The sequence below is a fragment of the Paraburkholderia sp. RL17-368-BIF-A genome (assembly GCF_046054045.1).
GTDB classification, from domain to species: Bacteria; Pseudomonadota; Gammaproteobacteria; order Burkholderiales; family Burkholderiaceae; genus Paraburkholderia; species Paraburkholderia graminis.
In genome coordinates, this window is record NZ_JARESN010000009.1 from 45437 (window position 1) to 68949 (window position 23513).

The following is a 23513-nucleotide window of genomic DNA, read 5'->3' on the forward strand; positions in this document are numbered from 1 at the left end:
TCGAGGTCGCACTTAGAAGGCGGGGCGGTGCTGCGTTTTTGCGATATGTTAAGAGGCGGCTGGCCGGTGCGTGCGCGGCGGTCCGCGCTGGGCAAACGGCCGTGCCTTTGCCGCTGCGGCCGAGGCGCGGCCGCAAGTTCATTCAGCGTTGCGTGGCCTGCGGAACCACGCAGCGGTAAAACTACAACCTATGCCGAAATCGTCACAATCCACGCGCAGTCGCACCAAGACTCGCGCGTGCGCCGTTCCTACCATGTGCGTCATGAAAACGCTCAATATCATCGACTCCCACACCGGCGGTGAACCGACCCGCCTGGTCGTGTCCGGCGGCCCCGATCTCGGCGGCGGAACGCTCGCAGAGCGGCTCGACGTATTCCGCACGCGCTTCGACGACTGGCGCGCCGGCATCGTCACCGAACCGCGCGGCTCGGACGTGGTAGTCGGCGCGCTGCTGTGCGAACCCGACGACCCGTCGTGCGCGGCCGGCGTGATCTTCTTCAACAACGTCGGCTATCTCGGCATGTGCGGGCACGGCACGATCGGCCTCGTGGTGTCGCTCGCGCATATGGGGCGGATCGCGCCGGGGCGTCATCGGATCGAGACGCCCGTCGGCGTGGTGGAAGCGACGCTCAACGACGACGGCAGCGTCGCCGTGCGCAACGTGCCGGCGTATCGCTATCGCGAGGCCGTTCAGGTGGACGTGCCGGGATATGGCGTGTTGACGGGCGACATCGGCTGGGGCGGCAACTGGTTTTTCCTCGTCGCCGAACATGGCCGTTCGTTGGAGCCGGCGCACATTCCTGAGTTGACGGCGTTCAGCGCCGCGATCCGCGACGCGCTGATCGCGCAGCGGATCACCGGCGCCGACGGCGCGCTGATCGACCATATCGAGCTCTTCGGGCCGGGCTCGCGCGACGGCATCGACAGCCGCAGTTTCGTGCTCTGTCCGGGCAACGCGTACGACCGCTCGCCGTGCGGCACGGGCACCAGCGCGAAAGTGGCGTGCCTCGCGGCGGACGGCAAGCTCGCCGAAGGCGCGGTGTGGCGGCAGGAGAGCATTATCGGCAGCGTGTTCGAGGCGAGCTATCGTCACGCGGACGACGGCCTCGGCGTGATTCCGACCATCACCGGACACGCGCATATCACGGCGGAAGGGCGGCTTTGCTTCGACGAACGCGATCCGTTTGCGTGGGGCATCTGCACGGCATGACGGCGGATGTCTTGATCGTCGGCGCGGGCATCGTCGGCGCGGCCTGCGCGGCCGAACTCGCCGCACTCGGCATGCGCGTCGAGGTGCTGGACGCGCAAGGCATCGGCGGCGGCGCGACGGCGGCCGGGATGGGCCATATCGTCGTGATGAACGACTCGCCCGCTGAACTGGCGCTCTCGCTTTACTCGCGCGACCTCTGGCTGCAACTCGCGCCTCGACTGCGCACGCGCGACGCGTTCGCGCGCTGCGGCACGCTCTGGCTCGCCGCCGACGAAGAAGAATGGCAAGCCGCCCGCGCAATGCACGCCGCTTACGAAGCGCATGGCGTTGCAGCGCAACTGCTCGACGCGTCCGCGCTGCGCCAATGCGAGCCGGCGGTGGCGGCGTCGCTTGTCGGCGGTTTGCGCATCGAGCACGACAGCATTGTGTACGCGCCGACGGCCGCCGAGTGGCTGCTGACGCAATCGCCGGCGTCGGCGAACATCGGCGTGCGGCTCGGCGCGCCTGTTATTTCCGTGGATGCAACGGGCGTCACGCTCGCGAACGGCGAGCGGCGCGGCGCGCGGCATGTGATCGTCGCAAACGGCCTCGGCGCTCGCGAACTCGTGCCGACGCTGCCGCTGCAACCGAAGAAGGGCCATCTGCTGATCACCGACCGTTACCCCGAGCTGATCCATCATCAATTGCTCGAGCTCGGGTATATCAAGAGCGCGCACCACGCGACGGGCACGTCGGTCGCATTCAATGCGCAGCCGCGGCCGACGGGGCAGTTGCTGATCGGCTCATCGCGCCAGTTCGACACGACCGACCCCGCAGTCGAGATGCCCGTGCTCGCGCAGATGCTGCAGCGCGCCGCGCACTATCTGCCGATGCTGCCGCAGCTCAACGGCATTCGCGCATGGACCGGCTTTCGCGCGGCATCGCCGGATGGCTTGCCGCTCATCGGTCCGGCCGGCGACGCCGCGCCCGGCGTGTGGCTTGCGGTCGGTCATGAGGGGCTGGGTGTGACGACATCGCTTGCGACGGCGAAGCTGCTTGCCGCACAGATGGTCGGAGAGACGGCGGCGATTCCGGTCGAGCCTTATTTGCCTGCGCGGTTCGTGCACGAGGTGGCGCATGAGTAAGAGTGGCGAGGCGCGGGTTCGGGTGATGATCGACGGAGTGGCTGTCGAGGTCGACGCCGGGACGACCGTGGCGGCGGCGCTGGTGGTTGTGGGTTGCGGGAGCGGCACGCGGGTGTCCGTGCGCGGCGAGCCGCGCGCTGTTCTCTGCGGGATGGGTGTCTGTCAGGAATGCCGCGTGACGATAGACGGACGCGCGCATGTGCTCGCGTGCCAGACGTTGTGCCGCGATGGGCAAGTCGTGCATACGCAGAAGGTGAACGCACCGTGACTCAGCACTTCGACGTGATCGTAGTAGGCGCCGGCCCGGCCGGTCTCCACGCCGCGCTTGCATCGGCACGCGAAGGCGCGGCCGTCGCGTTGCTCGACGACAATCCGCGCGTCGGCGGCCAGATCTGGCGGCAGGGACCGGGCATCGCGCCGCAGTCGCCGCTGCGCGCTCTGCTCGCCGATTTAAGCCGCCACGGCAACGTGACTCATTTTCCGTCGACGCGCGTCATTGCGCCGCTCGCGCCGCGTGGTCTGCTGGTCGAATCGGCGGAACGAGGCGGCGTGTGCATGACATACGAGCGCCTGATTTTGGCGACCGGCGCACGTGAGCGCTTGCTGCCGTTCGCCGGCTGGACGCTGCGCGGCGTCACCGGCGCGGGCGCGCTGCAGGCGCTGATCAAAGGCGGCATGCCGGTACGCGGTGAGCGCGTCGTGATTGCGGGCAGCGGTCCGTTGCTGATCGCCGCATTGGCCACGGCACGCGCAGCCGGCGCGCGAGTGCTCGCGGTGGTCGAGCAGGCTTCGGCCATAAAGGTCGCGCGTTTTGGCGCTTCGCTTCTACGCGAACCCGCGAAGCTGCGGCAGGCCGTGAGCATGACGCGCGGTTTCGGCGGCACGCGCTACTGGACGAGCAGCATGGTCGAAGCGGCGCACGGCGAACACCGCGTGCAACAGGTCACGATCCGGCGCGGCGAGCGCAGGGTGACGCTCGATTGCGAGCGTGTCGCGTGCGGCTTTGGGCTGGTGCCGAATGTCACGCTCGCGCAGGCGTTCGGCTGTGCGATCGACGAAGCAGGCGGCATCGTCGTCGATGCTTCGCAGCGCACCTCGGTCGAGGGCGTGTTTGCGGCGGGCGAGTGCACGGGAGTGGGCGGCGCGGAGTTGGCGTCGATCGAAGGGGAAATCGCGGGGTTGGGCGTGGGTGAACGCAGCAGCGTCGACGGATCGAGCCCCGAACTAACCGCAAGCTCCCGCCTCCGCACACTTCACGCACAACGCCAACGCTGGCGCCGCTTCGCGGCGCGCGTCGAAACCGCCTTCGCTCTGCAGCCCGCCGCGCGCATCCCGCCCGCCGACGACACCCTGCTATGCCGCTGCGAAGACGTCAGCGTCGGCGAAGTGCGCGCGTTCCAGAACTGGCGCGACGCCAAGCTGCACACCCGTTGCGGGATGGGCGCCTGCCAGGGAAAGATCTGCGGGACCGCCGCCAACGTGTACTTCGGTTGGCCATCGGCGGCGCCGCGTCCGCCATTCAGTCCCGCGCAAATCGGCACGCTGATCGCAGCGGCCGGGCATCCGCCGCAGACCGAATGACGTGCGCCGATCATCGCCGGCACGCGCATATTGTCGGCGAATCGGCGGCTTTATAATCGACGGCGCATGCATGGTGAATCGACCAGAACCGAACCGCATCGGCTGCAAACAACCCAGCGCCGCAAGCGTCAAAAACCGCTCACGCATCCGCCCTCACAACCGGCTCGGACCCACGGGACCCGCACGATGAACACGCTGGCTCATCAGTTTCCCCCTGACGAAGCACCGTTGTCCGCCATGCTGTCGCACTTCCGGCAGCTCGAGCCCGTATTCGACGCGCTGCCCGACGTCGTTTTCTTCGTGAAGGACGCCGACGCGCGCTACGCGCTCGTGAACCGCACGCTCGCTTCGCGCTGCGGCTTCAAGGAGAAAACGGCGCTGCTCGGCAAGACCGCCGAGGACGTGTTTCCGCGCCGCTTCGGCCGCATCTACACCGCGCAGGACGAGGGCGTGATCCACGTCGGCAATCAGATGATCGATCAGCTCGAATTGCATCTTTATCCGGGACGTCAGCCGGGCTGGTGCCTGACGAGCAAGCAGCCGTTGCGCGACGCGGCAGGCAAGATCATCGGATTGGCCGGCATCTCACGCGATCTGAGAGCGGACGAGAGCAGCCATCCCGCGTATAGCAGGCTCGCGACGGTCGTGCAGTTCATCCAGGAAAACTATGTGCAGCCGCTGAACCTGAAGCAGTTGGCTGCAATGGCGGATATGTCGGTCGCGCAGCTCGAGCGTTACTTTCACAAGGTGTTTCATCTGACGCCGCGTCAGGTTCTGCTGAAGACGCGGCTCGATGCCGCGACCGCGCTGCTGGTCTCGAACGACAAGGTCACCGACGTCGCCGCGCTATGCGGCTACACCGATCACAGCGCGTTCACGCGGCAATTCAAGGCGACTGTCGGCGTCACGCCGACCGAATACCGGATGCTGCTGCACGGCACGTCGAGGAACTGAACCTGGCTTATGGTTCGCCGCAAGCATCACTATTACGTGTACGTCGTCTTGCTCGACGACACCGTCTGGAACGAGCCGCGCTTTCGCCGCGCGAATCCGGACTACCGGTTCGACAAGCCCTGCGTGTATGTGGGGATGACCGGGCTCGATCCCGATCTGCGCTTCGACCGGCACAAGGCCGGCATTCAGGCGAATCGCTACGTGCGCGACTACGGCTTGCGCCTCGTGCCTGAGTTATACGAAGTGTTCAATCCGATGCCCTATCGCGGCGCACAGGACATGGAAGTCGAATTGGCGATTGGACTGCGTGATGCGGGGTACGGCGTGTGGCAAGCGTAACCGTGGCAAGCGCAGGTGTGCAGGCGTAGCGTTACTTAACACCGAGTCCGCGCAGCACGGCATTGCCCTCGGACGTCAAACGGATGCGCGAGCCGCCGGCATCGTTCGAAATGGTTTCGATCAGACCGGCTTCGTGCAGTTGCGGAATCTCGGGTTTGGCGGAAGCGTCGATCGGCGCGTGCAGCAGGAGCAGCAGCGTCGCCAGTTCGTGATGGCTCAGCAGGCGGCGCAGGATGGTGGGGCGCTTCGCCGGCGGCGGGTTGTCGTTGGTATTTTGTTCGGGCTGGTTCATGGTGCGCACCTCGTGCGGTAGTGTCCGAGGCATGATGGGGACGAAGTCTTAAACGGTTCTTAAGAACCATTGTCCTGTAACACCGTGACACGAAGATGGCAGCGGCGCAGCTTACCAACCCTTAACGGCCGGGCTTTCGATTGCTTTCTGCTGTGCTTGCGTGACTTACGGCGCGCAGGTTTTCCCGGCGGTTTCGATCCACAGATTATTGACGTGGCGCTTGCCCGCGTAGAAGCGGTACGTTGTCGCACCATTGTCGCTGCGCACCTTGACGATGTTCGAATCGCCGAAGTCGAGCATCTGGCCTTGCGGGATCGACGTGGATTTGAAAGCGGCGTTGTGGTTCGTCGCGAGTTGCGTGAGGCAAGCGATGACGTCGTTGACCGAGCGCTGCGTGGTGGTGTCCGTGACCGGCTCGCCGGCGTCCGGATTCTTCTGGAAGTAGGCGCAAGCGCTGAAAAGAAGGGGAACTGACAGGACTACGGCAAACTTCTTCATATCTCTCCTGGCGTTTCGTTCGGCGGGCGGTGAGTGCGGGCGCAAGCCCGCGACGAGCGGGCTCGGGCTCACGCTGCGGACACCGCCGCCGACATGACCGGCGATGCAGCCGCGCGGCGCGGACCGCGAATCAGGCTGCATTATATCGGGCGAGAGCCCGCTTCTAGCCGATCCGCACGGCGCGTGCCTGCCGCGTTGCTTTGCGCGGTTGCGAACCCGTAGCGGCGGCGAAAAGCAAAGACGCCAACAAGCCGACACGCCAACGCTGAGCGCCGCCTATCTCCGCCGCTGCGCCTGCGCTGCGAGCCGCACCGCCGCGTTGCCCGCGCCGTAGCCGTCATAACCGCCGCGCCGCTCGACGATCTCCATGAAGAAGCGCTGATCGAGCTGTTCCGTATAGGCGTGGAAAAATTCGCCGCCGCGCTCATCGCGGTCATACAGGATGTTGTGCTCGCGCAGCGCGTCGAGCGTCTCGTCCGGCAATGCGTAGCGAGCGGCCAGATCGTCGTAGTAATTACGCGGAATGCGCAGCACCGGCAAGCCATCGGCGACGAATTCGGGAATTGCGCTGAAGATGTCGCCCGTGCTGAACGCGACATGATTCAGACCCGAGCCGTGATAGGTATGCAGCGCCTCGGCGACCGCAGTATGGTGATCCACCGACGCATTCAGCACCACGCGAACCGAGCCGTCGCGGCTGCGCAGCGCGCGGCTGCGCACGAGGCCATACGGATCGGGCACGAGCACGCTGGGCTCCGCCTGAAAGCCAAACGCGGTGCGCAGAAACAGCACCCACGTATCGAGCGAATTCGCCGGCACGGCAAGGCACACGTGATCGATACGGCTGAGCGGCCCCACTTCCGCCGGGCCGTTGATGTCCGTCAGAACGAAATCGGCTTCGAACAACGTCGGCTGGTCAGGCGTTTCGTCGACGAAGTAATTGAGGCTGCCGTCCGGCGCCTGCACGGCGGGCAGCACGCGTTCGTTCGGGCCGATCTGGCCGGAGAACGGCGCATAGCCGAAGCCGGCGGCGCGCTCGAATGCCTGATGCGCATCGTCGACGCGAAACGCCGACGCGCACAGCGACAAACCATGCTGCTGAAAGAACGCATTAGCGAACGAATCGGGCTCCGCGTTCAGCACGATCGAAGCGGCGCCATGCTGATAAAGCGTCACGTCTTTCGAACGATGCTGGCCCGCCTGGCGAAAGCGCAGTTTGCCGAGCCAGTCGGCGAGATGCGCGCGCGTGGTGTGATCCACGGCGAATTCGAGGAACTGATAGCCGACGTGCGCGGGCGCGGCCGGCGACTCATAGAGCTCACCGGCCGGTTGCCGCTCGCTGTCCAGCAACGCACGCGTCTGCTCCTCGAGAAACAGCAGCGAACGATGCCCGTCCGCGGCGGTGATCGTGGTCGGCGCGGCACGGAAGCCATCGTTGAAAATTTCCAGCGAAAGCGGGCCCTTGTAGCCCGCTTTCACGACTTGAGCCGTAAAGTTCGCGACATCGAAATCGCCTTGGCCTGGAAAGCAGCGGTAGTGGCGGCTCCATTCGAGCACGTCCATTGCGAGCTTGGGCGCGTCGGCGATCTGCACAAAGGCGATGCGCTCGCCCGGAATGTCGGCGATGCCGTCGACGGTATCGCCAAGCGACAGCGTATGAAAACTGTCGAGCACAAGTCCGAGATTGGGATGGTTCACCGCGTTCACGAGCTTCCACGCATGCCGGTACGTCTTGACGTGCCGGCCCCACGCGAGGGCTTCGTAACCGGCGATCACGCCGGCCGCCTCGGCCGCCTGCGCGAGCGCGCCGAGCTGGTCGGTCATCAGCGCATCGTCGCAGAGGGTGTCGGGCTGCACGTTGCTGCACACCAGAATGCGATCCGTGCCCAGTTCGTGCATCACGTCGAATTTGCGTTTTGCCCGATCGAGATTGCGCGCGAGACGCTCCGCGCTCACGCCGTCGAAATCGCGGAACGGCTGAAACAGCATGATTTTCAAGCCGAGATCTTCGGCGATGCGCCGTACGTCGGCGGGCGAACCGTCGAAATACAGCAGATCGTTTTCGAAAATCTCGACGCCTTCGAAGCCGGCCGCCCGGATCGCGGTCAGCTTCTCGACGAGGGTGCCGCTGATCGACACGGTGGCAATCGAACGTTGCATGAACAGCTCCTGCAAAAACGGTCAGACGGCTTATCGCGATCGCGCGCTGTGGCTACGGCGCAGGCTCTTCGCAGCGATGTTGCGATGCGTCAAATGGCCTGGTTCGTTACTTTGTGAGCAAGACGCAGGCCAGAATTTCCCAGAATAAGCGCATTTTCCGACAGTCTATACAAACTAACTAGATGGTACAAATTCGTATAAACCCCGAATGACGGACACGGCTGAATGCGCGCACACTTCGCCATACGTTGAGAAGCGTTGCGAGCCCGCGGCTCTGCGCTTCCTGTTCTACCCGCTGGAGACGACTATGAGCTTTGCGTCAGTACTGGTCCTCAATGGACCGAATCTCAACCTGCTCGGCACACGCGAGCCGGCTATCTACGGTTCCGAGACGCTCGACGACGTCGCCCGGCTTTGCCGCGATGCGGGAGAGCGCCTCGATCTGTCCATCGATTTCTGCCAGTCGAACGCCGAGCATCAACTGATCGACTGGCTGCATGCTGCGCGCACGAAGGTCGACGGCATTGTCATCAATCCGGCTGCGTACACGCACACGTCCGTCGCGATTGCCGACGCGCTCACCGCCATTGAAAAGCCCGTCATCGAAGTACACATATCGAACGTGCATCGGCGCGAAGCGTTCCGTCACCACTCGTATGTGTCGGCGGTGGCGGACGCGATCATCGTCGGTTGCGGCACGCAAGGCTATGTGCTCGCGCTCGAGCGGATGGTCACCATCCTTAAGAATAGGGCGGCGAAATGACTACGCCAATGAATGCACAAACGAACGCGCAGGCCAGCGCCAATTCATATCTGGTCGGATTAATCGGCGCGGGGATCAGCGGCTCGCTGAGCCCCGCCATGCACGAGGAGGAAGGCAGCAAGCTCGGCTTGCATTACGTGTATCGCCGCATCGACCTCGAAGCGTTGAAGCTGGACATCTCGGCGCTGCCCGATCTGCTGATTGCCGCCGAACGCATGGGCTACAACGGCCTGAACATCACGTATCCATGCAAGCAGGCGGTGATTCCGCTGCTCGACGAATTGTCCGACGATGCGCGCGCGCTCGGCGCCGTGAACACCGTGCTTTTCAAGGACGGCAAACGCATCGGCCACAACACGGACTGGTCCGGCTTTGCGCGCGCTTTTCAACGCGGCTTGCCTGACGTGTCGCTCGAACGCGTCGTGCAACTCGGTGCAGGCGGCGCAGGCGCGGCCGTCGCGCATGCGGCGCTCGCAATGGGCGCGCAAACGCTCACGCTGTTCGACGTCGATCCCGTGCGCGCCGAATCGCTTGCCGCCGAATTGCAGAAGCGCTTCGCCGATCGCACGGTCACTGCCGGCACATCCCTCGGCGAGACGCTCGCCACCGCCAACGGCCTGATTCACGCGACGCCTACCGGCATGGCGAAGCTGCCGGGCCTGCCGTTGCCCGCCGAATTGCTGCATCGCGACTTGTGGGTCGCGGACATCGTCTACTTCCCGATTCGCACGGCGCTGCTGCAGGCCGCGGAAGCGCTCGGCTGCCGCACGTTGTCGGGCGGCGGCATGGCGGTGTACCAGGCAGTCGACGCGATGCGCATTTTCACCGGGCTCGAACCGGATGCCGAGCGCGTCTATACGCATTTCCAGTCACTGCTGGAACGCTAACCGGTCGCACACGCCGGTAAATGACGGATACCTAAATAGTTTGAGGAGACGACCACCTATGCCACAACCGATTCAATCCAGTCCATCCGACGCCAATCAACAGTCCGGCGCAAATACGAAAATGAGTACGAGCACGGCGCGCCGCTCGAATGCGCGTTATCAGATACTCGGGCTGCTCGCCGTCGGCACGATGATCAACTATCTCGACCGCACGGTGCTCGGCATTGCCGCGCCGCAGTTGACGAAAGAGTTGGGCATCAACGCCGCGATGATGGGCCTGCTGTTCTCGGTGTTCTCGTGGAGCTACGTCGCTTCGCAGATTCCAGGCGGGCTTTTTCTCGACCGTTTCGGCAGCAAGCTGACTTACTTTCTGTCGATGACCTTTTGGTCTTTATGCACGCTCGCGCAAGGGCTCGTGCATGGCATCGCGGGCCTGTTCGTATTCCGCCTCGGTCTCGGCGTCTCCGAAGCGCCGTGCTTTCCGACCAATAGCCGCGTCGTCGCGACGTGGTTCCCGCAAAGCGAACGCGCGATGGCGACGGGCACCTACACCGTCGGCGAATATATCGGGCTCGCGTTTTTCAGCCCGTTCCTGTTCATGCTGATGGGCGCATTCGGCTGGCGTTCGCTCTTTTATGTGGTGGGCGGCGTGGGCATCGTGTTCGGCGGCATCTGGTGGCTGCTGTATCGCGAGCCGCGCGATCATCCGTCGGCGAATCAGGCCGAACTCGACTATATCGAAGCAGGCGGCGGTCTCACGCAGCGGCATAGCAGCGCCGCCTCTGCCGCGGCGCCCGCGAAAAGCGGCTTCGAATGGCGCACCATTGGCCGCTTGCTGAAGCATCGTCAATTGACGGGCATCTGTCTGGGCCAGTTCGCCGGCAACTCGACGCTCGTGTTCTTTCTCACCTGGTTCCCGACTTACCTCGCGACCGAACGTCATATGGGCTGGCTGAAAATCGGCTTCTTCGCGATCATGCCGTTCATTGCGGCGTCGATCGGCGTGATGTTCGGCGGGCTCTTTTCGGACTGGCTGCTGCGTCGCGGCAAGTCGGCGAACGTCGCGCGCAAACTGCCGATCATCGCCGGCTTGTTGCTCGCGTCCACGATCATTCTCGCCAACTACGTGGAGAGCAACGTCGCGGTGATCGCGATTCTGTCGGTGGCGTTTTTTGCGCAAGGCATGGCGGCGCTCGGCTGGACGCTGGTGTCCGATATCGCGCCCGAAGGACTGCTCGGCGTGACGGGCGGCATCTTCAACTTCGCCGCGAATCTGGCCGGCATCGTGACGCCGCTCGTGGTCGGCTTTATCGTCGCGGCGACGGGATCGTTTGTCGGCGCGCTGGTGTTTATCGGCATCGTGGCGCTGATTGGCGCGCTGTCGTACATCTTTATTGTCGGCGACATCAAGCGGATCGTGCTGGTGGATTGAGTAGTTGTTTGAGTGCGAGCGCAGTTGCAAACGCAAACTCAAGCGCGATAAAAAACGGGACGTGGCGCAAGCCACGTCCCGTTTTGCATTTGCGAGCGACGCGCTTCAACCTTCGCTTCAATCTTCCTTACGCACGAAACGCAACACAGCGTCGACGATCATCGCGCGATGACGCGCGCGCAATCTCGGATGCGACGGATCGCGGCCAAACGCCGTGCCGAACGTATGACGATTGCCGACGCGATGAAAGCACAGCGAACTGATCAGCAGATGCAGATCGATTGCGTCGACGTCATCGCGGAATTTGCCCGCCGCGATACCGCGTGCAAGCAGATCTTCTATCGTGTGAATGACCGTGACGTTGCGGCCTTTAAAGCTCTTCACCTGCTCGACATACTTCGCGCCGTTAATGTTTTCTATCGTCACGAGGCGCACGAAGTCGCGCTGGCGGTCGTGATAGTCGAACGTGAATTCGACCAGCGCGCGCATGCCTTCCACGGGGTCGAGTTCACTGACATGCAGATCCTGTTCGAGCGCGCGAATGTCGCCATACACCTTTTCGAGCACCGCCTGATACAACCCTTCCTTGCTGCCGAAGTAGTAGTACAGCATGCGCTTGGTGGTGTTGGTGCGCTCCGCGATCGCATCGACGCGCGCACCCGTCAGTCCCATCGCGGAGAACTCCTGCGTCGCGACGTCGAGGATATTGCGTTTGGTTTGTTCGGGATCGTACTTGCGGCGGACATCGCTACGCCGCGCGTCCTTCTGCGTCGCGTCGGACGGGATGCCGTTGGTATCGGGCCCGGCGGCCTTGCTTCCCTTTTTCATTGTCTATTCGAGCGGCGGTGACGGCGCATTCTAGCATGGCGAAAACCCGCGCCGACGCGAGGTTCAAGCGCGTCGAGCCTTGCGTCGAGCGTTGCATCGCGCCTTGCATCGAGCCCGCTCGAGACGGCTTGAATACAGTCCATACGCGAGCCGCCTTTAATGTGGGCGGCGCGATAGCCGGCGGCGCGCGGCGAGCGCGTCGCGCGTTTGCATCGCGGTGTAGGTCAACTGCGCGGCGGCGAGTCCGAGCGCGCCATATGCGGGCGTCAGACCGAACGCGGCGAACGCTTCGGGCACCGGACGCTCGCCGGCAATGGCCGCGGCCAGCAATTCGCCGGAGACGGTGGTCGGCGCCATGCCGTGTCCGCCGAAGCCGACCGCATGCCAGACGCCGTCCGCGCCGCGGCCGATTTGCGGCATCTTGTGACGCGCGTAGCTCATCAGTCCGCCCCACGCGTAGTCGATGCGCACGTCGTGTAGTTGCGGATACACCTTTAGCAGGTCGCGCCGCAGTAATCGCGCGATGACTTCAGGCGCGCGATCTCGTACTGAGATGCGTCCGCCCCACAGAATGCGCGTATCGGGCAACGGCCGGTAGTAGTCGAATGCGAAGCGCGTGTCGTAGACGGCCGCGCGCGTATCGATTGCATCTTGCAGACGCGCGCCGAGCGGCTCCGTCGCCATCACGTAGGTGGCAATGGGCAGCACCGCGCGCTCGACTTTCGCATGGACGTTGCGCGCATAACCGCCGCCCGCCATCACGACGTGCCGCGCGTCGATTGCGCCTTGCGGCGTATGCACGATAAAGCCCGCGCCCTCGCGCTGCAAACGCACGACAGGCGACTGCTCGTGTATCCGCACGCCCGCATTGGCCGCGGCATTCGCTACGCCGAGCACGTATTTCAGCGGATGAAAGTGAAACGCGTTGCGCTCGAAGAGACCGCCGTGATAACGGCGCGTCTTCAATTGCGAGGCAAGCTGGTCTGCCGTCAGCGGTTCCCAATCGACGCCGAATGAATCGCGCATCAGGCGCAGTTGCGCGTCGAGACGCGCCGGTTCGTCGAACCAGTTGGCGAGAATCACGCCGGCGTCGGTTGCGTCGCAATCGATGCGATAGCGCGCGATGCGGGCGCGCATCAGATCGACGGCGTCGGTCGTAAGCGCGTAAAGCTCGCGCGCGCGAACCGCGCCTAGCGTTTTCAGCATATCGGCACAGTCGAGGCTGTAGCCGCCGAACACGAAGCCGCCGTTGCGCCCCGATGCGCCGAAGCCGACTTGCCGCGCTTCGAGCACGGCGACATTCGCGACGCCGCGTTCAGCCAGCCCCAATGCCGTCGAGAGTCCCGCAAGCCCGCCGCCCACGATGCAAACGTCGACACTGTGGCGTCCGGCGAGCGGCGCGTAAGCAGAGGGGCGAGCGACAGTCGCTTCGTAAAAGTTGTCCATGGCGGCTAGCGTAGCGGCATTCGCGTGTCCGCGTCCAGCCGCTTAGCCGCTCACTTGCCGCAAGACACGGTCGCGCTTTATCTGCCCCAGCGCAACACGAGCGGATCGAGCCGCCGCGCGATCTTGAGAAGTCCTTCGCGCGTCGCGGGATGCATCGCCGGCAACGGATGACGCACCGCGTCCGAGCGAATCACACCGCCTTCCTTCATCAACGCCTTGCAGGATGCGAGGCCACCCTGGCGGTTTTCGTAGTTGATGAGCGGCAGCCACCGCTGATAATGCGCGGCGGCGGCTTCCGTATCGCCGGCGGCGTACGCGTCGACGATCAGACGAATGCCGTCCGCGTAACCGCCGCCTGTCATCGAACCCGTTGCGCCCGCATCGAGATCGGCCATCAGCGTAATGGCTTCCTCGCCATCCCACGGACCCACGATTGCATCGCCGCCCAACTGGATGAGTTCGCGCAGCTTGTTGGCGGCTTGCGGCACTTCGATCTTGAAGTAAGACACGTGCTCGATTTCGCGGGCGATGCGCGCGAGAAACGGCGCGGACAGCGGCGTGCCGCTAACGGGCGCGTCCTGGATCATGATCGGAATGTCGATCGCATCGGACACGGCGCGATAAAACTCTTCTATGCCGCGCTCGCCGATGCGGATCGTCGCGCCGTGATAAGGCGGCATGACCATCACCATCGCGGCGCCGGCCTCTTGCGCGCGGCGGCTGCGCTCCGCGCATTGATGCGAGCTGAAATGCGTGGTCGTGACGATCACCGGCACGCGGCCCGCCACGTGATCGAGCACGACGTGCATCAACGTGTTGCGTTCGTCGTCCGAAAGTGCGAACTGTTCGGAGAAGTTCGCCAGAATGCACAGGCCGTTCGAACCCGCGTCGATCATGAAATCGATGCAGCGCTTCTGGCCTTCCAGATCGAGCCGGCCGGCGTCGTCGAAAATGGTGGGAGCAACGGGAAAGACGCCGCGCATCGCGGCGGCATGGGTGGTTTGGCTCATGATTCGGGCGCCTTTTAGAAGTGGTAGGGCACGGCAGTGTCGATGTCTCCACCGCCGACTATACGGCGCTGCGGCGGCCGGGTATATTGAATTGTTTCCATCCTGTGATCGCTTTTACGACTCACCGCGGCTTTCATGAAAAACACGTTGAACGTTCTGCTCGGCAAATTGCGCATGAAGCAGTTGCAATTGCTGATCGCGCTGGACGACCAGAAATCGTTGCATAAAGCGGCCGGGCTCATGTCGATGACGCAATCGGCGGCGAGTAAGGCATTGCAGGAACTCGAGTCGATGTTCGAGGCGCCGCTTTTCGAGCGTTCGAAAAGCGGCATGATTCCGAATCAGCTCGGGCATTGCGTGATCCGCCATGCGCGCCTCGTCGCGACCGACCTCACCGCGTTATGTCAGGACGTGGCTGAAATACGCTCGGGGCGCGGCGGGCGCGTCGCGATCGGCGCGATCATGGGCGCTATTCCGCAGTGCGTGATTCCCGCCGTGAATCGGCTGCACGCGGGACATCCGAACCTGTCGATCGAAGTGGTGGAGGACACGAGCGCGCGCATGCTCGCGCAACTCGACGACGGCCGCCTCGATCTCATGATCGGCCGTGCCGCCGTGGCTGTCGATCCATCGAAATACCAGTATCGTCCGCTTGCCGATGAACCGTTATCGGTGGTGGTGGGCTATGGTCATCCGCCGTTGCCGAGAAAGGAAGTGAAGCTCGGCGATCTGGCCGATCATCGTTGGGTGATGTATCCGTCGCATATGCCGTTGCACGCGCTGCTCGAACGCGAGATGGATCTGGCGGGGCTCACAATGCCGGATAACCCGATCTCGACGGCATCGACTTTTGTGACCGTCGCGCTATTGCAAAGCCGGGCGGATCTCGTGTCGTTGTTGCCGACTGCCATCGCCGAGATGTTCATTCGGCAAAAAATGCTGCGCGCGGTGCCGGTCAAACTGAAATCGCCTTCGCAGACTTTCGGTGTCGTGACGCGCAAAGGCGGCGTGCTGTCGCCGCCAGCGGAACGCTTTGTCGAATTGCTGCGGCAGCACATGAAGATGCGCGACGAGCCGGACATGCAGAAGCCAAAGCCAAAGCGCGCACTCACCACGAAACGAAAAGCCGCCTGAACAAGCGGTTTTTTCGACTGACACTCACACTCGCGGCCGACATCGCGCAGACCTTAAATATCGCACGGTAATTCGCACTTTGCTATGTCGCCGCAGCGGGTGTTGTAGCCGCGACACTGGGGGTTTATCCGAACCAATTGCGTGCGGGCGTCCGAGCTAAACTCCTTAAAGGGTGCCGGATTTACGAGCCTGGCGCCCGTTCGGGGAGAGCAGTCATGAATCGGCCATCGGTTCGGTTTCCGCTTCGCGCCACCGGCACCAGCCCGGTGCGCAAGTGGATCAAATGGGCGCTGGCGGCGGCGTTGTTGCTGGGCTTGGCGTGGCTTGCACGCTTATGCCAGCTCGAAATAGAAACGTCCCGGCTGCAAGCGCACTATCTGTCCGAACTGACCCGCGACGTCGGTTTCACGGTCGACGACGGCCCCAGTCATTCCATTCGCTTCCCCGAAACCGATAAAGGCCCTTACGACACGCGCCTCGGTTACGCGCTGCTGCCGTCCATCCAGCAGCGCCTGCTGCAACGCGGCTTCGAAATCACCGCGCAGGCGCGCGATTCGGAACGCATGCTTTCGCTCGCGGACAGAAGTCTTTTTCTGCCGTATGCCGAGAAAGACCAGGCCGGTTTGCAACTCTTCGACGGCACCGGCGCAGCGCTTTTCAGCGCGAATTTTCCAGGCCGCGCCTATGCGAGCTTCGAGGCGATTCCGCCCGTCATAGTCAATTCGCTGCTCTTTATCGAAGACCGCTATCTGCTCGATCCGAACCAGCCGAACCGTAATCCGGCTATCGACTGGGGACGCTTTAGCCGCGCGCTGGCCGATCAGGGCGCGCGCGTATTCAATCATCATCAGCCGACGCCTGGCGGCAGCACGCTCGCCACGCAGATCGAAAAATTCCGCCACTCGGCGGGCGGCCGCACTGCAACGCCTCCGGAAAAGCTGCGGCAGATTGCATCCGCTTCTGTGCGTGCCTATCTGAACGGCCCTCAAACGATGCCCGCACGTCAGCAGATCGTCGTGCATTACCTGAATTCGGTGCCGTTGGCCGCGCAACCCGGCATCGGCGAAATCAACGGCATGGGCGACGGCCTCGCCGCATGGTACGGCCGCGATTTCGCAGAGGTGAACCGCATACTCGCCTCGCCTTCAAGTGAAGAGAATTTGGCGGCGCAAGGAGAAGCCTTCCGCGAAGTACTGTCGTTGATGATCGCGCAGCGCGCGCCGTCGTATTTCCTGCATCGCGGCTATCCCGAACTCGAGCGGCTGACGGACAGCTATTTGCGCTTGCTCGCGAGTGGCGGCGTGATTTCCGCCGCGCTGCGCGATGCGGCGCTGTCGACGAACGTGCAGTTGCACCGCGCGCCAAAACCCGCCCAAAACACGGGCTCGTTCGTGTCGCGCAAAGCCGTCACGTCGATGCGCTCGAATCTGCTCGCGGCGCTCGGCATTCCGAGCTTCTACGAACTTGACCGGCTCGACCTGCAAGCCACGGGCACGCTCAACAATGCCGTGCAACAGGCCGTGAGCGAGAGGCTTGCCGCCGCCGCCACACGCGAGGGCGCGAAGGCCGCGGGTCTGGTCGGTTTCGAAATGCTGCGCGCGTCCGACGATCCGTCGAAAATCGCCTACAGCTTCACACTATTCGAGCGGCGCGACGGCGCGAACCTCGTGCGAGTGCAAACGGACAGCGTGAACCAGCCGTTCGACATCAATTCCGGCGCGCGGCTCAATCTCGGTTCCACCGCGAAACTGCGCACCATGGTGACGTATTTGCAGATCGTCTCTCAACTGCATGGCCGTTACGCCGCTCTGAGCGCGACGGAGCTGAAAGCCATCAAGCCCGATCCAAACGATCAATTGACGCGCTGGGCGCTCGACTACTTGTCGCATACACGTGACCGCTCATTGCAACCCATGCTCGATGCGGCCGTCGAACGCAAATACTCGGCGAGTCCCGGCGAAACGTTCTACACAGGCGGCGGCGCGCAGAGCTTTAACAATTTCGATTCCGACGACAACAGCCGCATTCTCACGGTTCGTCGCGCGTTCCAGCATTCGGTGAATCTCGTGTTCGTGCGGATGATGCGCGACATCGTTCACTATGAGATGGTGCAGACGACCGGGCCTTCGTCGCAGTGGCTAAACGATCCCGCGATTCGCAAGATGTATCTGACGCGTTTCGCCGATCAGGAAAGCCGCGTATACATGCACCGGTTCTATACGAAGTATCACGGCAAGACGCGCGACCAGGCGCTCGCTTTGTTGCTGCTCGGCGTGCGCAAATCGCCGCCGAAAGTCGCGACCGTATTGCGCAGCGTCGCGCCCGACGAGTCCAACGCGTGGTTCAACGAGAAGATGCGCGCTGCGCTGAGAAACACGCCGGCCGCCTCGATACTCGACGATGAAGACCTCGCAAAGCTCTACGCCAAATACGGAATCGACCGCTTCAATCTAAATGACCGCGGCTATATCGCGAGCGTGCATCCGCTGGAGTTGTGGACGCTCAATTATCTGCGCGAGCATCCGAACGCCACGCTCAACGAAATACAGAACGCAAGCGGCGACGTGCGTTTGCAGACCTATTCGTGGCTCTTCAAAACGCGCTATCACGCGACGCAGGATCGCCGCATCAAACGCATGGTCGAATTGCGCGCCTACGAGGCCATCGGCAAATCGTGGCAGGCGCTCGGCTATCCGTTCGAGACGCTGACGCCTTCGTATGCAGCGGCAATCGGCGCGTCGGGTGACAGGCCCGCCGCGCTCGCGCAACTGATCGGCCTGATTGCGAACGACGGCAACAAGGTGCCGACCGAAAGCATCACGCAACTGGACTTCGCGAAAGACACGCCATACGAAACGCATTTCCGCCGCGCGGCAACCGCGCCGCAACAGCAGCTTTCGCCGGAAATAGCGGGAACGGTAAAAGGCATGTTGCGCGATGTGGTGACGGGCGGCACGGCGCGGCGTCTCGCGCAAGGCATCACGTTCCCCGACGGCCGGACTATGGAAGTTTACGGCAAGACCGGCACCGGCGATCAGCGCTTCAACGTATTTGCCAAAGGCGCGCGCCTCATCGAATCGCGCAAGGTGAATCGCAGCGCGACGTTCGTGTTCGCTATCGGCGACCGCTTTTACGGCACGCTGACTGCCTGGGTACACGAACCGTATGCCGCACGCTACGAGTTCACGAGTGCGCTTTCGGTGCAATTGCTGAAGTCGATGGCGCCCGCGCTGCAACCGTTGCTCGAGTCCGCGCCCGCAAAGACCGCTTCGGTCTCCGTGAAGAGAGTCGCGGCGCAATAAACTGAACGCGTCGCTGCAAATCAATAAGCGGACTCGGTCGCCGGCTTGAGAAAGAGTTCATGCACCGGCGCGAAGTGCGCGTAGAGCGGCAGTATTGCGCCGCCCATCGCACGCGCGTCGGCGCCGATTGCGCCTTCCAATAGTTGCGGACGCACCATTCCTTCCCACTCGAATCGATCGAGCACGCGCTCCGTGCGACGAATGATTTCGCGCACCATTTGCCGGTCGAGTTCACCGTCGATCACCACTGCTTCGAGATCCAGCAGCGCTGCCGCATTCGTGAGCGCGTTGGCAATCGCGGGGCACGCGCTATCGAGCCATTCCTCGGTGTGCCGCCACATGTCCGGCGATAACGCGCGATGATCGTGCGCGGCCGCAGCCGGCTTGCCCGCTTCACTCAACAGGCGTTCGAGCACGAAGCCCGATGCCGCGTGCAGCAGTTGCCGCGCGGGCTTGCGCGCGCTGCCTTCGCGCAGCGGAATGGAGCCGACGGCGCCCGCGTTGTCGTGCGGTCCGCCATGCAAGCGGCCGTCGATTACGAGTCCGCCGCCGATGAACGTGCCCACGAACAGATACAAAAAATTGTGGATGCCGCGCCCTTGGCCCATCACGAGTTCGGCGGCACAGGCGGCGGTGGTGTCCTTCGAGAATTCCACCGGCAGGCCCGTCATGGTCGCGATGCGCGCGCGCAAGTCGATCTCGTGCCATGCATCGAGCGCATCCAGCGCGTCGGGCGGCGCGCCGAGCAGATCGCGCCAGCCGCCGAGCCATAACGGCGCGGCCACGCCCACGCCGACGACTTTGCTTGCACTCGCGCCGAGCGTCTGATTCACGCGCGCGAGCCTTGTTTCAAGCGCTGGAAACAGCGTGCGCGGATCGGGATACGGATACTCGAACACGTCGCGGCACACAACGCGGCCCGCGAAATCCATCGCCAGCACGTCGAGGCTGCGGCGCCCGACCTTGATGCCGATCGTATAGGCACCGTCCGCACGCAACGCAATCGGCACCGACGGCTGCCCGATCCTGCCACGCACGCGCGCCTGCTTTTCCAGCAGACCGTCGTCGATCAAACGGTCGACGATCATCGACACCGTCTGCATCGAAAGACGTGTCAGGCGGCCAACGTCGGCTTTCGGCAGCGGCCCGTGCAAGCGGATCGCCTGCAGCACGATGCGTTCGTTGAATTGCCGCATGCCGACCTGGTTTGAGCCGACCGTGCGTTTGAGGGGCGGGCGCATGCCCGTGGTATCCATGACGATGAGCCCCTCAGCGAAGTGACTGCATCATGCAATCGCCTTGACGTCGGCTTCTTTCGCGCCCGTCATGATTGCAACGGCCTCGGACATATGCACGTCTTTCGTATTGACGAGCGCGGCGCGCCGGCCGAGCCGCTGAATATGAATGCGGTCCGCGACTTCGAATACGTGCGGCATGTTGTGGCTGATGAGAATCACCGGCAGCCCGCGGTCGCGCACACGGCGAATCAGTTCCAGCACCATGTTGCCTTCCTTCACGCCGAGCGCGGCGGTGGGCTCGTCGAGAATCACGACGTGTCGCGCGAATGCCGCACTGCGCGCGACCGCGACGCCCTGGCGCTGACCGCCCGACAATGTTTCGACGGCCTGGCGCATCGAGCGGATGCCGATTTGCAGGTCTTTCATATGCGCAGTCGCTTCCTCCAGCATGCGGCGCTTGTCGATCATCTTGAAGATCGAGCCGCGCCAGCCGGGCTTCACCAATTCGCGCGCGAGAAAGAGATTTTCGGCGATGCTCATCGCGGGCGCGACCGCGAGTTCCTGATAGACGGTCTCGATGCCTTGCGCGCGTGCATCGAGCGGGCTGCGGAATTTGACGGGCTTGCCGTCGAGCAGAATCTCGCCTTCGTCGGGCACGGTCGCGCCGGACAGCGCCTTGATCAAGGACGATTTGCCTGCGCCGTTATCGCCGATCACCGCGAGAATTTCGCCGGGCAGCACCTCGAAATCGCAGCCGTCGAGCGCGGTCACATTGCCATAACGTTTGACGAGCCCACGCGCCTGTAAAACGGGCAGCGGGGAAGAAGCGGAAGTAGTTGTCGACATCACGGGCTCCTGTCGGTCCGGACCTGCATGCAAGATGTTGGCGGTGCTGTGCTTAACCGCGGCGATGAGAAAGTTTGTCCGCGGCCACCGCGAGAATCACCAGCATGCCGGTGATCAATACCTGGTAGACCGAAGAAACGCCGATCAGTGTCAGGCCGTTTCGAAACACGCCGACAATCAGCGCACCGAGCAGCGTGCCGGAAATCGAACCGCGTCCGCCGAAAAGACTCGTGCCGCCGAGCACCACCGCGGTAATGCTGTCGAGATTCTCCGTTTGCCCCGCTTGCGGATCGCCCACGCCGGTACGCGATACAGACAGCAGCGCCGCGACGCCATAGATCGCGCCCGCCAATGTGTACACGGTGAGCAGGATCTTCTGCGACGACAAGCCCATCAGCCGCGCGGCCTCGGCGTTATTGCCGAGCGCATACAGGTGCCGCCCAGGAACCGTGTCGCGCAGCACGAACCATGTGGCCAGATACATCAGCAGCGTGAGGACGGTGCCGTACGTGACATCGGCGGGACCGAGCTTGAACGTGTTGCCGAAGAACATGATCGCGTCCGGCAGATTCGACACGCTTTCCGCATTCGAATAGATCTGCGTGAGCGCGAACGCAATGTTCAGCGTGCCGAGCGTGACGATGAACGCGGGCAGTTTGATGCGCGTGATCAGCACGCCATTGAGCACGCCGAACAATGTGCTCGCGGCGATACCGCAAAGAATCGCGACGGCCGGCGGCAGGCCGAGCGTGACGGCGAACTTCGTCATGATGATGGAGCCGAACGCCATCACCATCCCGCATGAGAGATCGATGCCGCCGGTCAGCACGATCAGCGTCTGACCGATTGCGATGACGGCGACGACCATCGTCTGCTGAAGAATCAGCGAGAGGTTCTGGAACGACAGGAACCGGCTGCTTTGCGAAATGAAGAATGCACAAGCCAGCACGAGCGCGATGAGCGGCCCGACTTCGGCGAGCGACGGCAGACGGTCGGAGAAATGGCGCGGATGGCCCGCGGGCGCGGAGGGAGTCGACATGATGGATGACCTCGAGACATGAGCGCGGCAGGCGCCGCGCGGCGAATCGTTCGGCGGCCCGTACGTGGGCCGCCGTGCAGTGCGCGTTACTTGTTGCCCCAGCAGTTGTCGACACCGAACTTCGTGTCCTTGCTGTCGATGCCGGACATCGGCTTGTCGGTGATCAGCGTCACGCCCGTGTCCTGATAGCCCGTGACCTTCTTGCCGGTCTTGGCGTAGTCGACGCCCGCCGTCACGCCGAGCGAGGCCATCTTCAACGGATACTGTTGCGAGGTCGCGGCAATCGAGCCGGCCTTCACGTTGCGCACGCCTTCACAGCCGCCGTCGATGGAGACGATCATCACGCTCTTGTCCTTGCCCGCCGCTTTCAACGCGCGGTACGCGCCCGCGGCTGCCGGCTCGTTGATCGTGTAAACCACGTTGATGTCCGGCGCTTTCTGCAAGCAGTTTTCCATCGCGGTCTGGCCTTTCGCCTGATCGCCGCGCGTGTCCTGGCTGCACACGATCGACGCGTCGCCTTCCTTCACGCCGAAGCCTTCGAGAAATCCGTTATGACGCAGCACGCCGACCGACACGCCTGGCGCGAGGTCGAGCGTGGCGATCTTCGCGGGCTTGCCGTTCAACGCGGCTTTCGCGTACTTGCCGATCAGCACGCCGGCCTTGAAGTTGTCGGTGGCGAAGAGGGCGTCGGTGGCGTCCTGCGGATCGGTCGGCGTGTCGAGCGCGACCACCATCACGCCGGCCGCGCGCGCTTTCTTGATGCTCGGCACGATCGCTTTGGTGTCGCTCGGCGTGATCAGAATCGCTTTTGCGCCGGCCGTCATCATGTTTTCGATCGCGGTCACCTGGCTCGCGTTATCGCCGTCGAAGCGGCCTGCGGCGGTAATCAGCTTCGCGCCGTCTTTCGACGCAGCCGCTTCCGCGCCTTGCTTCATCTTCACGAAAAACGGGTTCGTGTCGGTCTTCGTGATGAGGCCGACGACCGGCTGGTCGGCTGCCTGGCTCGCGCTCGTGCACCAGACCGCCGACGCCGCGACGCACATGGAGACGATTTTCCTGGCGACAGGAAGCCTGCGGGAATTCAGATTCATGGGACGCTCCTCCAGTTATTGGCAACGACGTTTGAACTGCCGGCGGTTGCACATGCGAACGCTGCGCGGCGCAACCCGAACGGCGGCTGATTCCAACCGTGATCTGAGGTCGAAAGAAGCCGCCTAAATCACTTTGGTTGATTTAGTACAGCAGGCGCGAACGGGCGCGTCAAGGAATCTCGTGAGCGGGGGTGAGAGTGCGGCGAATCACGTCTAGGCGCGCAAAGCCATACGGGGTCGGGCTCTCCGGCGGTGATGCGATGCAGCGTTGAGTGACGCCGATTGGGGAAAGTCCTGGCTGCGGTGAAAGTTGTCTGAAAGCTAAAAGGCATGCGTTAG

21 protein-coding genes are annotated in these 23513 nt (G+C 63.4%); 11 read left to right on the top strand and 10 right to left on the bottom strand.

The genetic code is table 11. The annotated features are described in order from the left end of the window. The first annotated feature begins 253 nt into the window (after window positions 1–253). From P0D87_RS17165 to P0D87_RS17190, 6 genes are all read left to right on the top strand, one after another. Window positions 254–1210, top strand: coding sequence for a 4-hydroxyproline epimerase (locus P0D87_RS17165; protein WP_053860091.1), 957 nt, complete (start codon window positions 254–256; stop codon window positions 1208–1210). Beyond that, window positions 1207–2334 (top strand): NAD(P)/FAD-dependent oxidoreductase, encoded by a 1128-nt coding sequence (locus tag P0D87_RS17170; protein ID WP_408636970.1) that lies wholly within the window; start codon window positions 1207–1209, stop codon window positions 2332–2334. Before P0D87_RS17165 ends, P0D87_RS17170 begins: the two co-directional genes overlap by 4 nt. Continuing rightward, a complete protein-coding gene (locus P0D87_RS17175) occupies window positions 2327–2602 on the top strand; it encodes a (2Fe-2S)-binding protein (protein WP_053860092.1) in 276 nt (91 codons plus the stop codon). The genes P0D87_RS17170 and P0D87_RS17175 overlap by 8 nt, the downstream gene beginning before the upstream one ends. Next, a complete protein-coding gene (locus P0D87_RS17180; protein ID WP_053860093.1) occupies window positions 2599–3915 on the top strand; it encodes an FAD-dependent oxidoreductase in 1317 nt (438 codons plus the stop codon). Before P0D87_RS17175 ends, P0D87_RS17180 begins: the two co-directional genes overlap by 4 nt. A gap of 186 nt (window positions 3916–4101) precedes the next feature. Beyond that, the gene (locus P0D87_RS17185) at window positions 4102–4869 is read left to right on the top strand and encodes an AraC family transcriptional regulator (RefSeq protein ID WP_006052725.1); all 768 of its coding nucleotides are present in this window, start codon (window positions 4102–4104) and stop codon (window positions 4867–4869) included. A gap of 9 nt (window positions 4870–4878) precedes the next feature. Then, window positions 4879–5208 (top strand): hypothetical protein, encoded by a 330-nt coding sequence (locus tag P0D87_RS17190; protein WP_053860094.1) that lies wholly within the window; start codon window positions 4879–4881, stop codon window positions 5206–5208. Window positions 5209–5239: 31 nt separating this feature from the next. Here the strand turns inward: P0D87_RS17190 and P0D87_RS17195 are convergent, their stop codons facing one another. The 3 genes from P0D87_RS17195 to P0D87_RS17205 form a co-directional block, all read right to left on the bottom strand. Continuing rightward, window positions 5240–5500 carry a hypothetical protein gene (locus P0D87_RS17195; RefSeq protein WP_006052723.1) on the bottom strand — a complete coding sequence of 87 codons (261 nt, stop codon included), beginning with the start codon at window positions 5498–5500 and terminating at the stop codon, window positions 5240–5242. A 165-nt stretch (window positions 5501–5665) separates the two neighbouring features. Continuing rightward, window positions 5666–5998: a hypothetical protein gene (locus tag P0D87_RS17200; protein ID WP_006052722.1), complete on the bottom strand. Its 333-nt coding sequence runs from the start codon at window positions 5996–5998 to the stop codon at window positions 5666–5668. A 276-nt stretch (window positions 5999–6274) separates the two neighbouring features. Beyond that, window positions 6275–8158 (bottom strand): bifunctional sugar phosphate isomerase/epimerase/4-hydroxyphenylpyruvate dioxygenase family protein, encoded by a 1884-nt coding sequence (locus tag P0D87_RS17205; protein ID WP_053860095.1) that lies wholly within the window; start codon window positions 8156–8158, stop codon window positions 6275–6277. 307 nt (window positions 8159–8465) lie between these two features. Between P0D87_RS17205 and aroQ the strand changes: the two genes are divergently transcribed. The 3 genes from aroQ to P0D87_RS17220 are packed head-to-tail and all read left to right on the top strand — an operon-like array spanning window position 8466 to window position 11240. Beyond that, the gene (gene aroQ / locus P0D87_RS17210; RefSeq protein WP_006052720.1) at window positions 8466–8921 is read left to right on the top strand and encodes a type II 3-dehydroquinate dehydratase; all 456 of its coding nucleotides are present in this window, start codon (window positions 8466–8468) and stop codon (window positions 8919–8921) included. An 8-nt stretch (window positions 8922–8929) separates the two neighbouring features. Further along, the gene (locus P0D87_RS17215; RefSeq protein WP_149029236.1) at window positions 8930–9808 is read left to right on the top strand and encodes a shikimate dehydrogenase; all 879 of its coding nucleotides are present in this window, start codon (window positions 8930–8932) and stop codon (window positions 9806–9808) included. A 58-nt stretch (window positions 9809–9866) separates the two neighbouring features. Further along, on the top strand, window positions 9867–11240 hold the full coding sequence (locus P0D87_RS17220; RefSeq protein WP_006052718.1) for an MFS transporter: 1374 nt from the start codon (window positions 9867–9869) through the stop codon (window positions 11238–11240). Between the two features lie 117 nt (window positions 11241–11357). On the opposite strand, the gene P0D87_RS17225 is transcribed toward P0D87_RS17220, so the two are convergent. From P0D87_RS17225 to P0D87_RS17235, 3 genes are all read right to left on the bottom strand, one after another. Next, window positions 11358–12068: a TetR/AcrR family transcriptional regulator gene (locus tag P0D87_RS17225; protein ID WP_053860097.1), complete on the bottom strand. Its 711-nt coding sequence runs from the start codon at window positions 12066–12068 to the stop codon at window positions 11358–11360. A 156-nt stretch (window positions 12069–12224) separates the two neighbouring features. After that, window positions 12225–13514 carry an NAD(P)/FAD-dependent oxidoreductase gene (locus tag P0D87_RS17230; RefSeq protein WP_053860098.1) on the bottom strand — a complete coding sequence of 430 codons (1290 nt, stop codon included), beginning with the start codon at window positions 13512–13514 and terminating at the stop codon, window positions 12225–12227. 77 nt (window positions 13515–13591) lie between these two features. Further along, on the bottom strand, window positions 13592–14524 hold the full coding sequence (locus P0D87_RS17235; RefSeq protein WP_053860099.1) for a dihydrodipicolinate synthase family protein: 933 nt from the start codon (window positions 14522–14524) through the stop codon (window positions 13592–13594). A gap of 135 nt (window positions 14525–14659) precedes the next feature. Here P0D87_RS17235 and P0D87_RS17240 point away from each other — a divergent pair, with 135 nt between their 5' ends. Together P0D87_RS17240 and P0D87_RS17245 are read left to right on the top strand one after the other, a co-directional pair. Continuing rightward, window positions 14660–15658 carry a LysR family transcriptional regulator gene (locus tag P0D87_RS17240; protein WP_053860100.1) on the top strand — a complete coding sequence of 333 codons (999 nt, stop codon included), beginning with the start codon at window positions 14660–14662 and terminating at the stop codon, window positions 15656–15658. Window positions 15659–15873: 215 nt separating this feature from the next. Then, window positions 15874–18960: a transglycosylase domain-containing protein gene (locus tag P0D87_RS17245; protein WP_053860101.1), complete on the top strand. Its 3087-nt coding sequence runs from the start codon at window positions 15874–15876 to the stop codon at window positions 18958–18960. Window positions 18961–18980: 20 nt separating this feature from the next. Here the strand turns inward: P0D87_RS17245 and P0D87_RS17250 are convergent, their stop codons facing one another. The 4 genes from P0D87_RS17250 to P0D87_RS17265 all read right to left on the bottom strand — a co-directional run bounded on the left by P0D87_RS17250 (window position 18981) and on the right by P0D87_RS17265 (window position 23174). Continuing rightward, the gene (locus P0D87_RS17250; protein ID WP_053860102.1) at window positions 18981–20216 is read right to left on the bottom strand and encodes an ROK family transcriptional regulator; all 1236 of its coding nucleotides are present in this window, start codon (window positions 20214–20216) and stop codon (window positions 18981–18983) included. A 30-nt stretch (window positions 20217–20246) separates the two neighbouring features. Next, the gene (locus P0D87_RS17255; protein WP_006049904.1) at window positions 20247–21044 is read right to left on the bottom strand and encodes an ATP-binding cassette domain-containing protein; all 798 of its coding nucleotides are present in this window, start codon (window positions 21042–21044) and stop codon (window positions 20247–20249) included. Between the two features lie 52 nt (window positions 21045–21096). Beyond that, window positions 21097–22083, bottom strand: coding sequence for an ABC transporter permease (locus tag P0D87_RS17260; protein WP_006049903.1), 987 nt, complete (start codon window positions 22081–22083; stop codon window positions 21097–21099). An 86-nt stretch (window positions 22084–22169) separates the two neighbouring features. Next, on the bottom strand, window positions 22170–23174 hold the full coding sequence (locus P0D87_RS17265) for a sugar ABC transporter substrate-binding protein (RefSeq protein WP_053860103.1): 1005 nt from the start codon (window positions 23172–23174) through the stop codon (window positions 22170–22172). Between the last annotated feature and the right edge of the window lie 339 nt (window positions 23175–23513).

What these genes read in the sequence shown, in the direction of transcription:
- P0D87_RS17250 (WP_053860102.1), bottom strand. Translation starts at nt 20,216, where the DNA reads ATGGATACCACGGGCATGCGCCCGCCCCTCAAACGCACGGTCGGCTCA.
- P0D87_RS17190 (WP_053860094.1), top strand. Translation starts at nt 4,879, where the DNA reads ATGGTTCGCCGCAAGCATCACTATTACGTGTACGTCGTCTTGCTCGAC.
- P0D87_RS17240 (WP_053860100.1), top strand. Translation starts at nt 14,660, where the DNA reads ATGAAAAACACGTTGAACGTTCTGCTCGGCAAATTGCGCATGAAGCAG.
- P0D87_RS17200 (WP_006052722.1), bottom strand. Translation starts at nt 5,998, where the DNA reads ATGAAGAAGTTTGCCGTAGTCCTGTCAGTTCCCCTTCTTTTCAGCGCT.
- P0D87_RS17235 (WP_053860099.1), bottom strand. Translation starts at nt 14,524, where the DNA reads ATGAGCCAAACCACCCATGCCGCCGCGATGCGCGGCGTCTTTCCCGTT.
- P0D87_RS17170 (WP_408636970.1), top strand. Translation starts at nt 1,207, where the DNA reads ATGACGGCGGATGTCTTGATCGTCGGCGCGGGCATCGTCGGCGCGGCC.
- P0D87_RS17195 (WP_006052723.1), bottom strand. Translation starts at nt 5,500, where the DNA reads ATGAACCAGCCCGAACAAAATACCAACGACAACCCGCCGCCGGCGAAG.
- P0D87_RS17225 (WP_053860097.1), bottom strand. Translation starts at nt 12,068, where the DNA reads ATGAAAAAGGGAAGCAAGGCCGCCGGGCCCGATACCAACGGCATCCCG.
- P0D87_RS17165 (WP_053860091.1), top strand. Translation starts at nt 254, where the DNA reads ATGTGCGTCATGAAAACGCTCAATATCATCGACTCCCACACCGGCGGT.
- P0D87_RS17260 (WP_006049903.1), bottom strand. Translation starts at nt 22,083, where the DNA reads ATGTCGACTCCCTCCGCGCCCGCGGGCCATCCGCGCCATTTCTCCGAC.
- aroQ (WP_006052720.1), top strand. Translation starts at nt 8,466, where the DNA reads ATGAGCTTTGCGTCAGTACTGGTCCTCAATGGACCGAATCTCAACCTG.
- P0D87_RS17185 (WP_006052725.1), top strand. Translation starts at nt 4,102, where the DNA reads ATGAACACGCTGGCTCATCAGTTTCCCCCTGACGAAGCACCGTTGTCC.
- P0D87_RS17245 (WP_053860101.1), top strand. Translation starts at nt 15,874, where the DNA reads ATGAATCGGCCATCGGTTCGGTTTCCGCTTCGCGCCACCGGCACCAGC.
- P0D87_RS17175 (WP_053860092.1), top strand. Translation starts at nt 2,327, where the DNA reads ATGAGTAAGAGTGGCGAGGCGCGGGTTCGGGTGATGATCGACGGAGTG.
- P0D87_RS17255 (WP_006049904.1), bottom strand. Translation starts at nt 21,044, where the DNA reads ATGTCGACAACTACTTCCGCTTCTTCCCCGCTGCCCGTTTTACAGGCG.
- P0D87_RS17205 (WP_053860095.1), bottom strand. Translation starts at nt 8,158, where the DNA reads ATGCAACGTTCGATTGCCACCGTGTCGATCAGCGGCACCCTCGTCGAG.
- P0D87_RS17220 (WP_006052718.1), top strand. Translation starts at nt 9,867, where the DNA reads ATGCCACAACCGATTCAATCCAGTCCATCCGACGCCAATCAACAGTCC.
- P0D87_RS17265 (WP_053860103.1), bottom strand. Translation starts at nt 23,174, where the DNA reads ATGAATCTGAATTCCCGCAGGCTTCCTGTCGCCAGGAAAATCGTCTCC.
- P0D87_RS17215 (WP_149029236.1), top strand. Translation starts at nt 8,930, where the DNA reads ATGAATGCACAAACGAACGCGCAGGCCAGCGCCAATTCATATCTGGTC.
- P0D87_RS17230 (WP_053860098.1), bottom strand. Translation starts at nt 13,514, where the DNA reads ATGGACAACTTTTACGAAGCGACTGTCGCTCGCCCCTCTGCTTACGCG.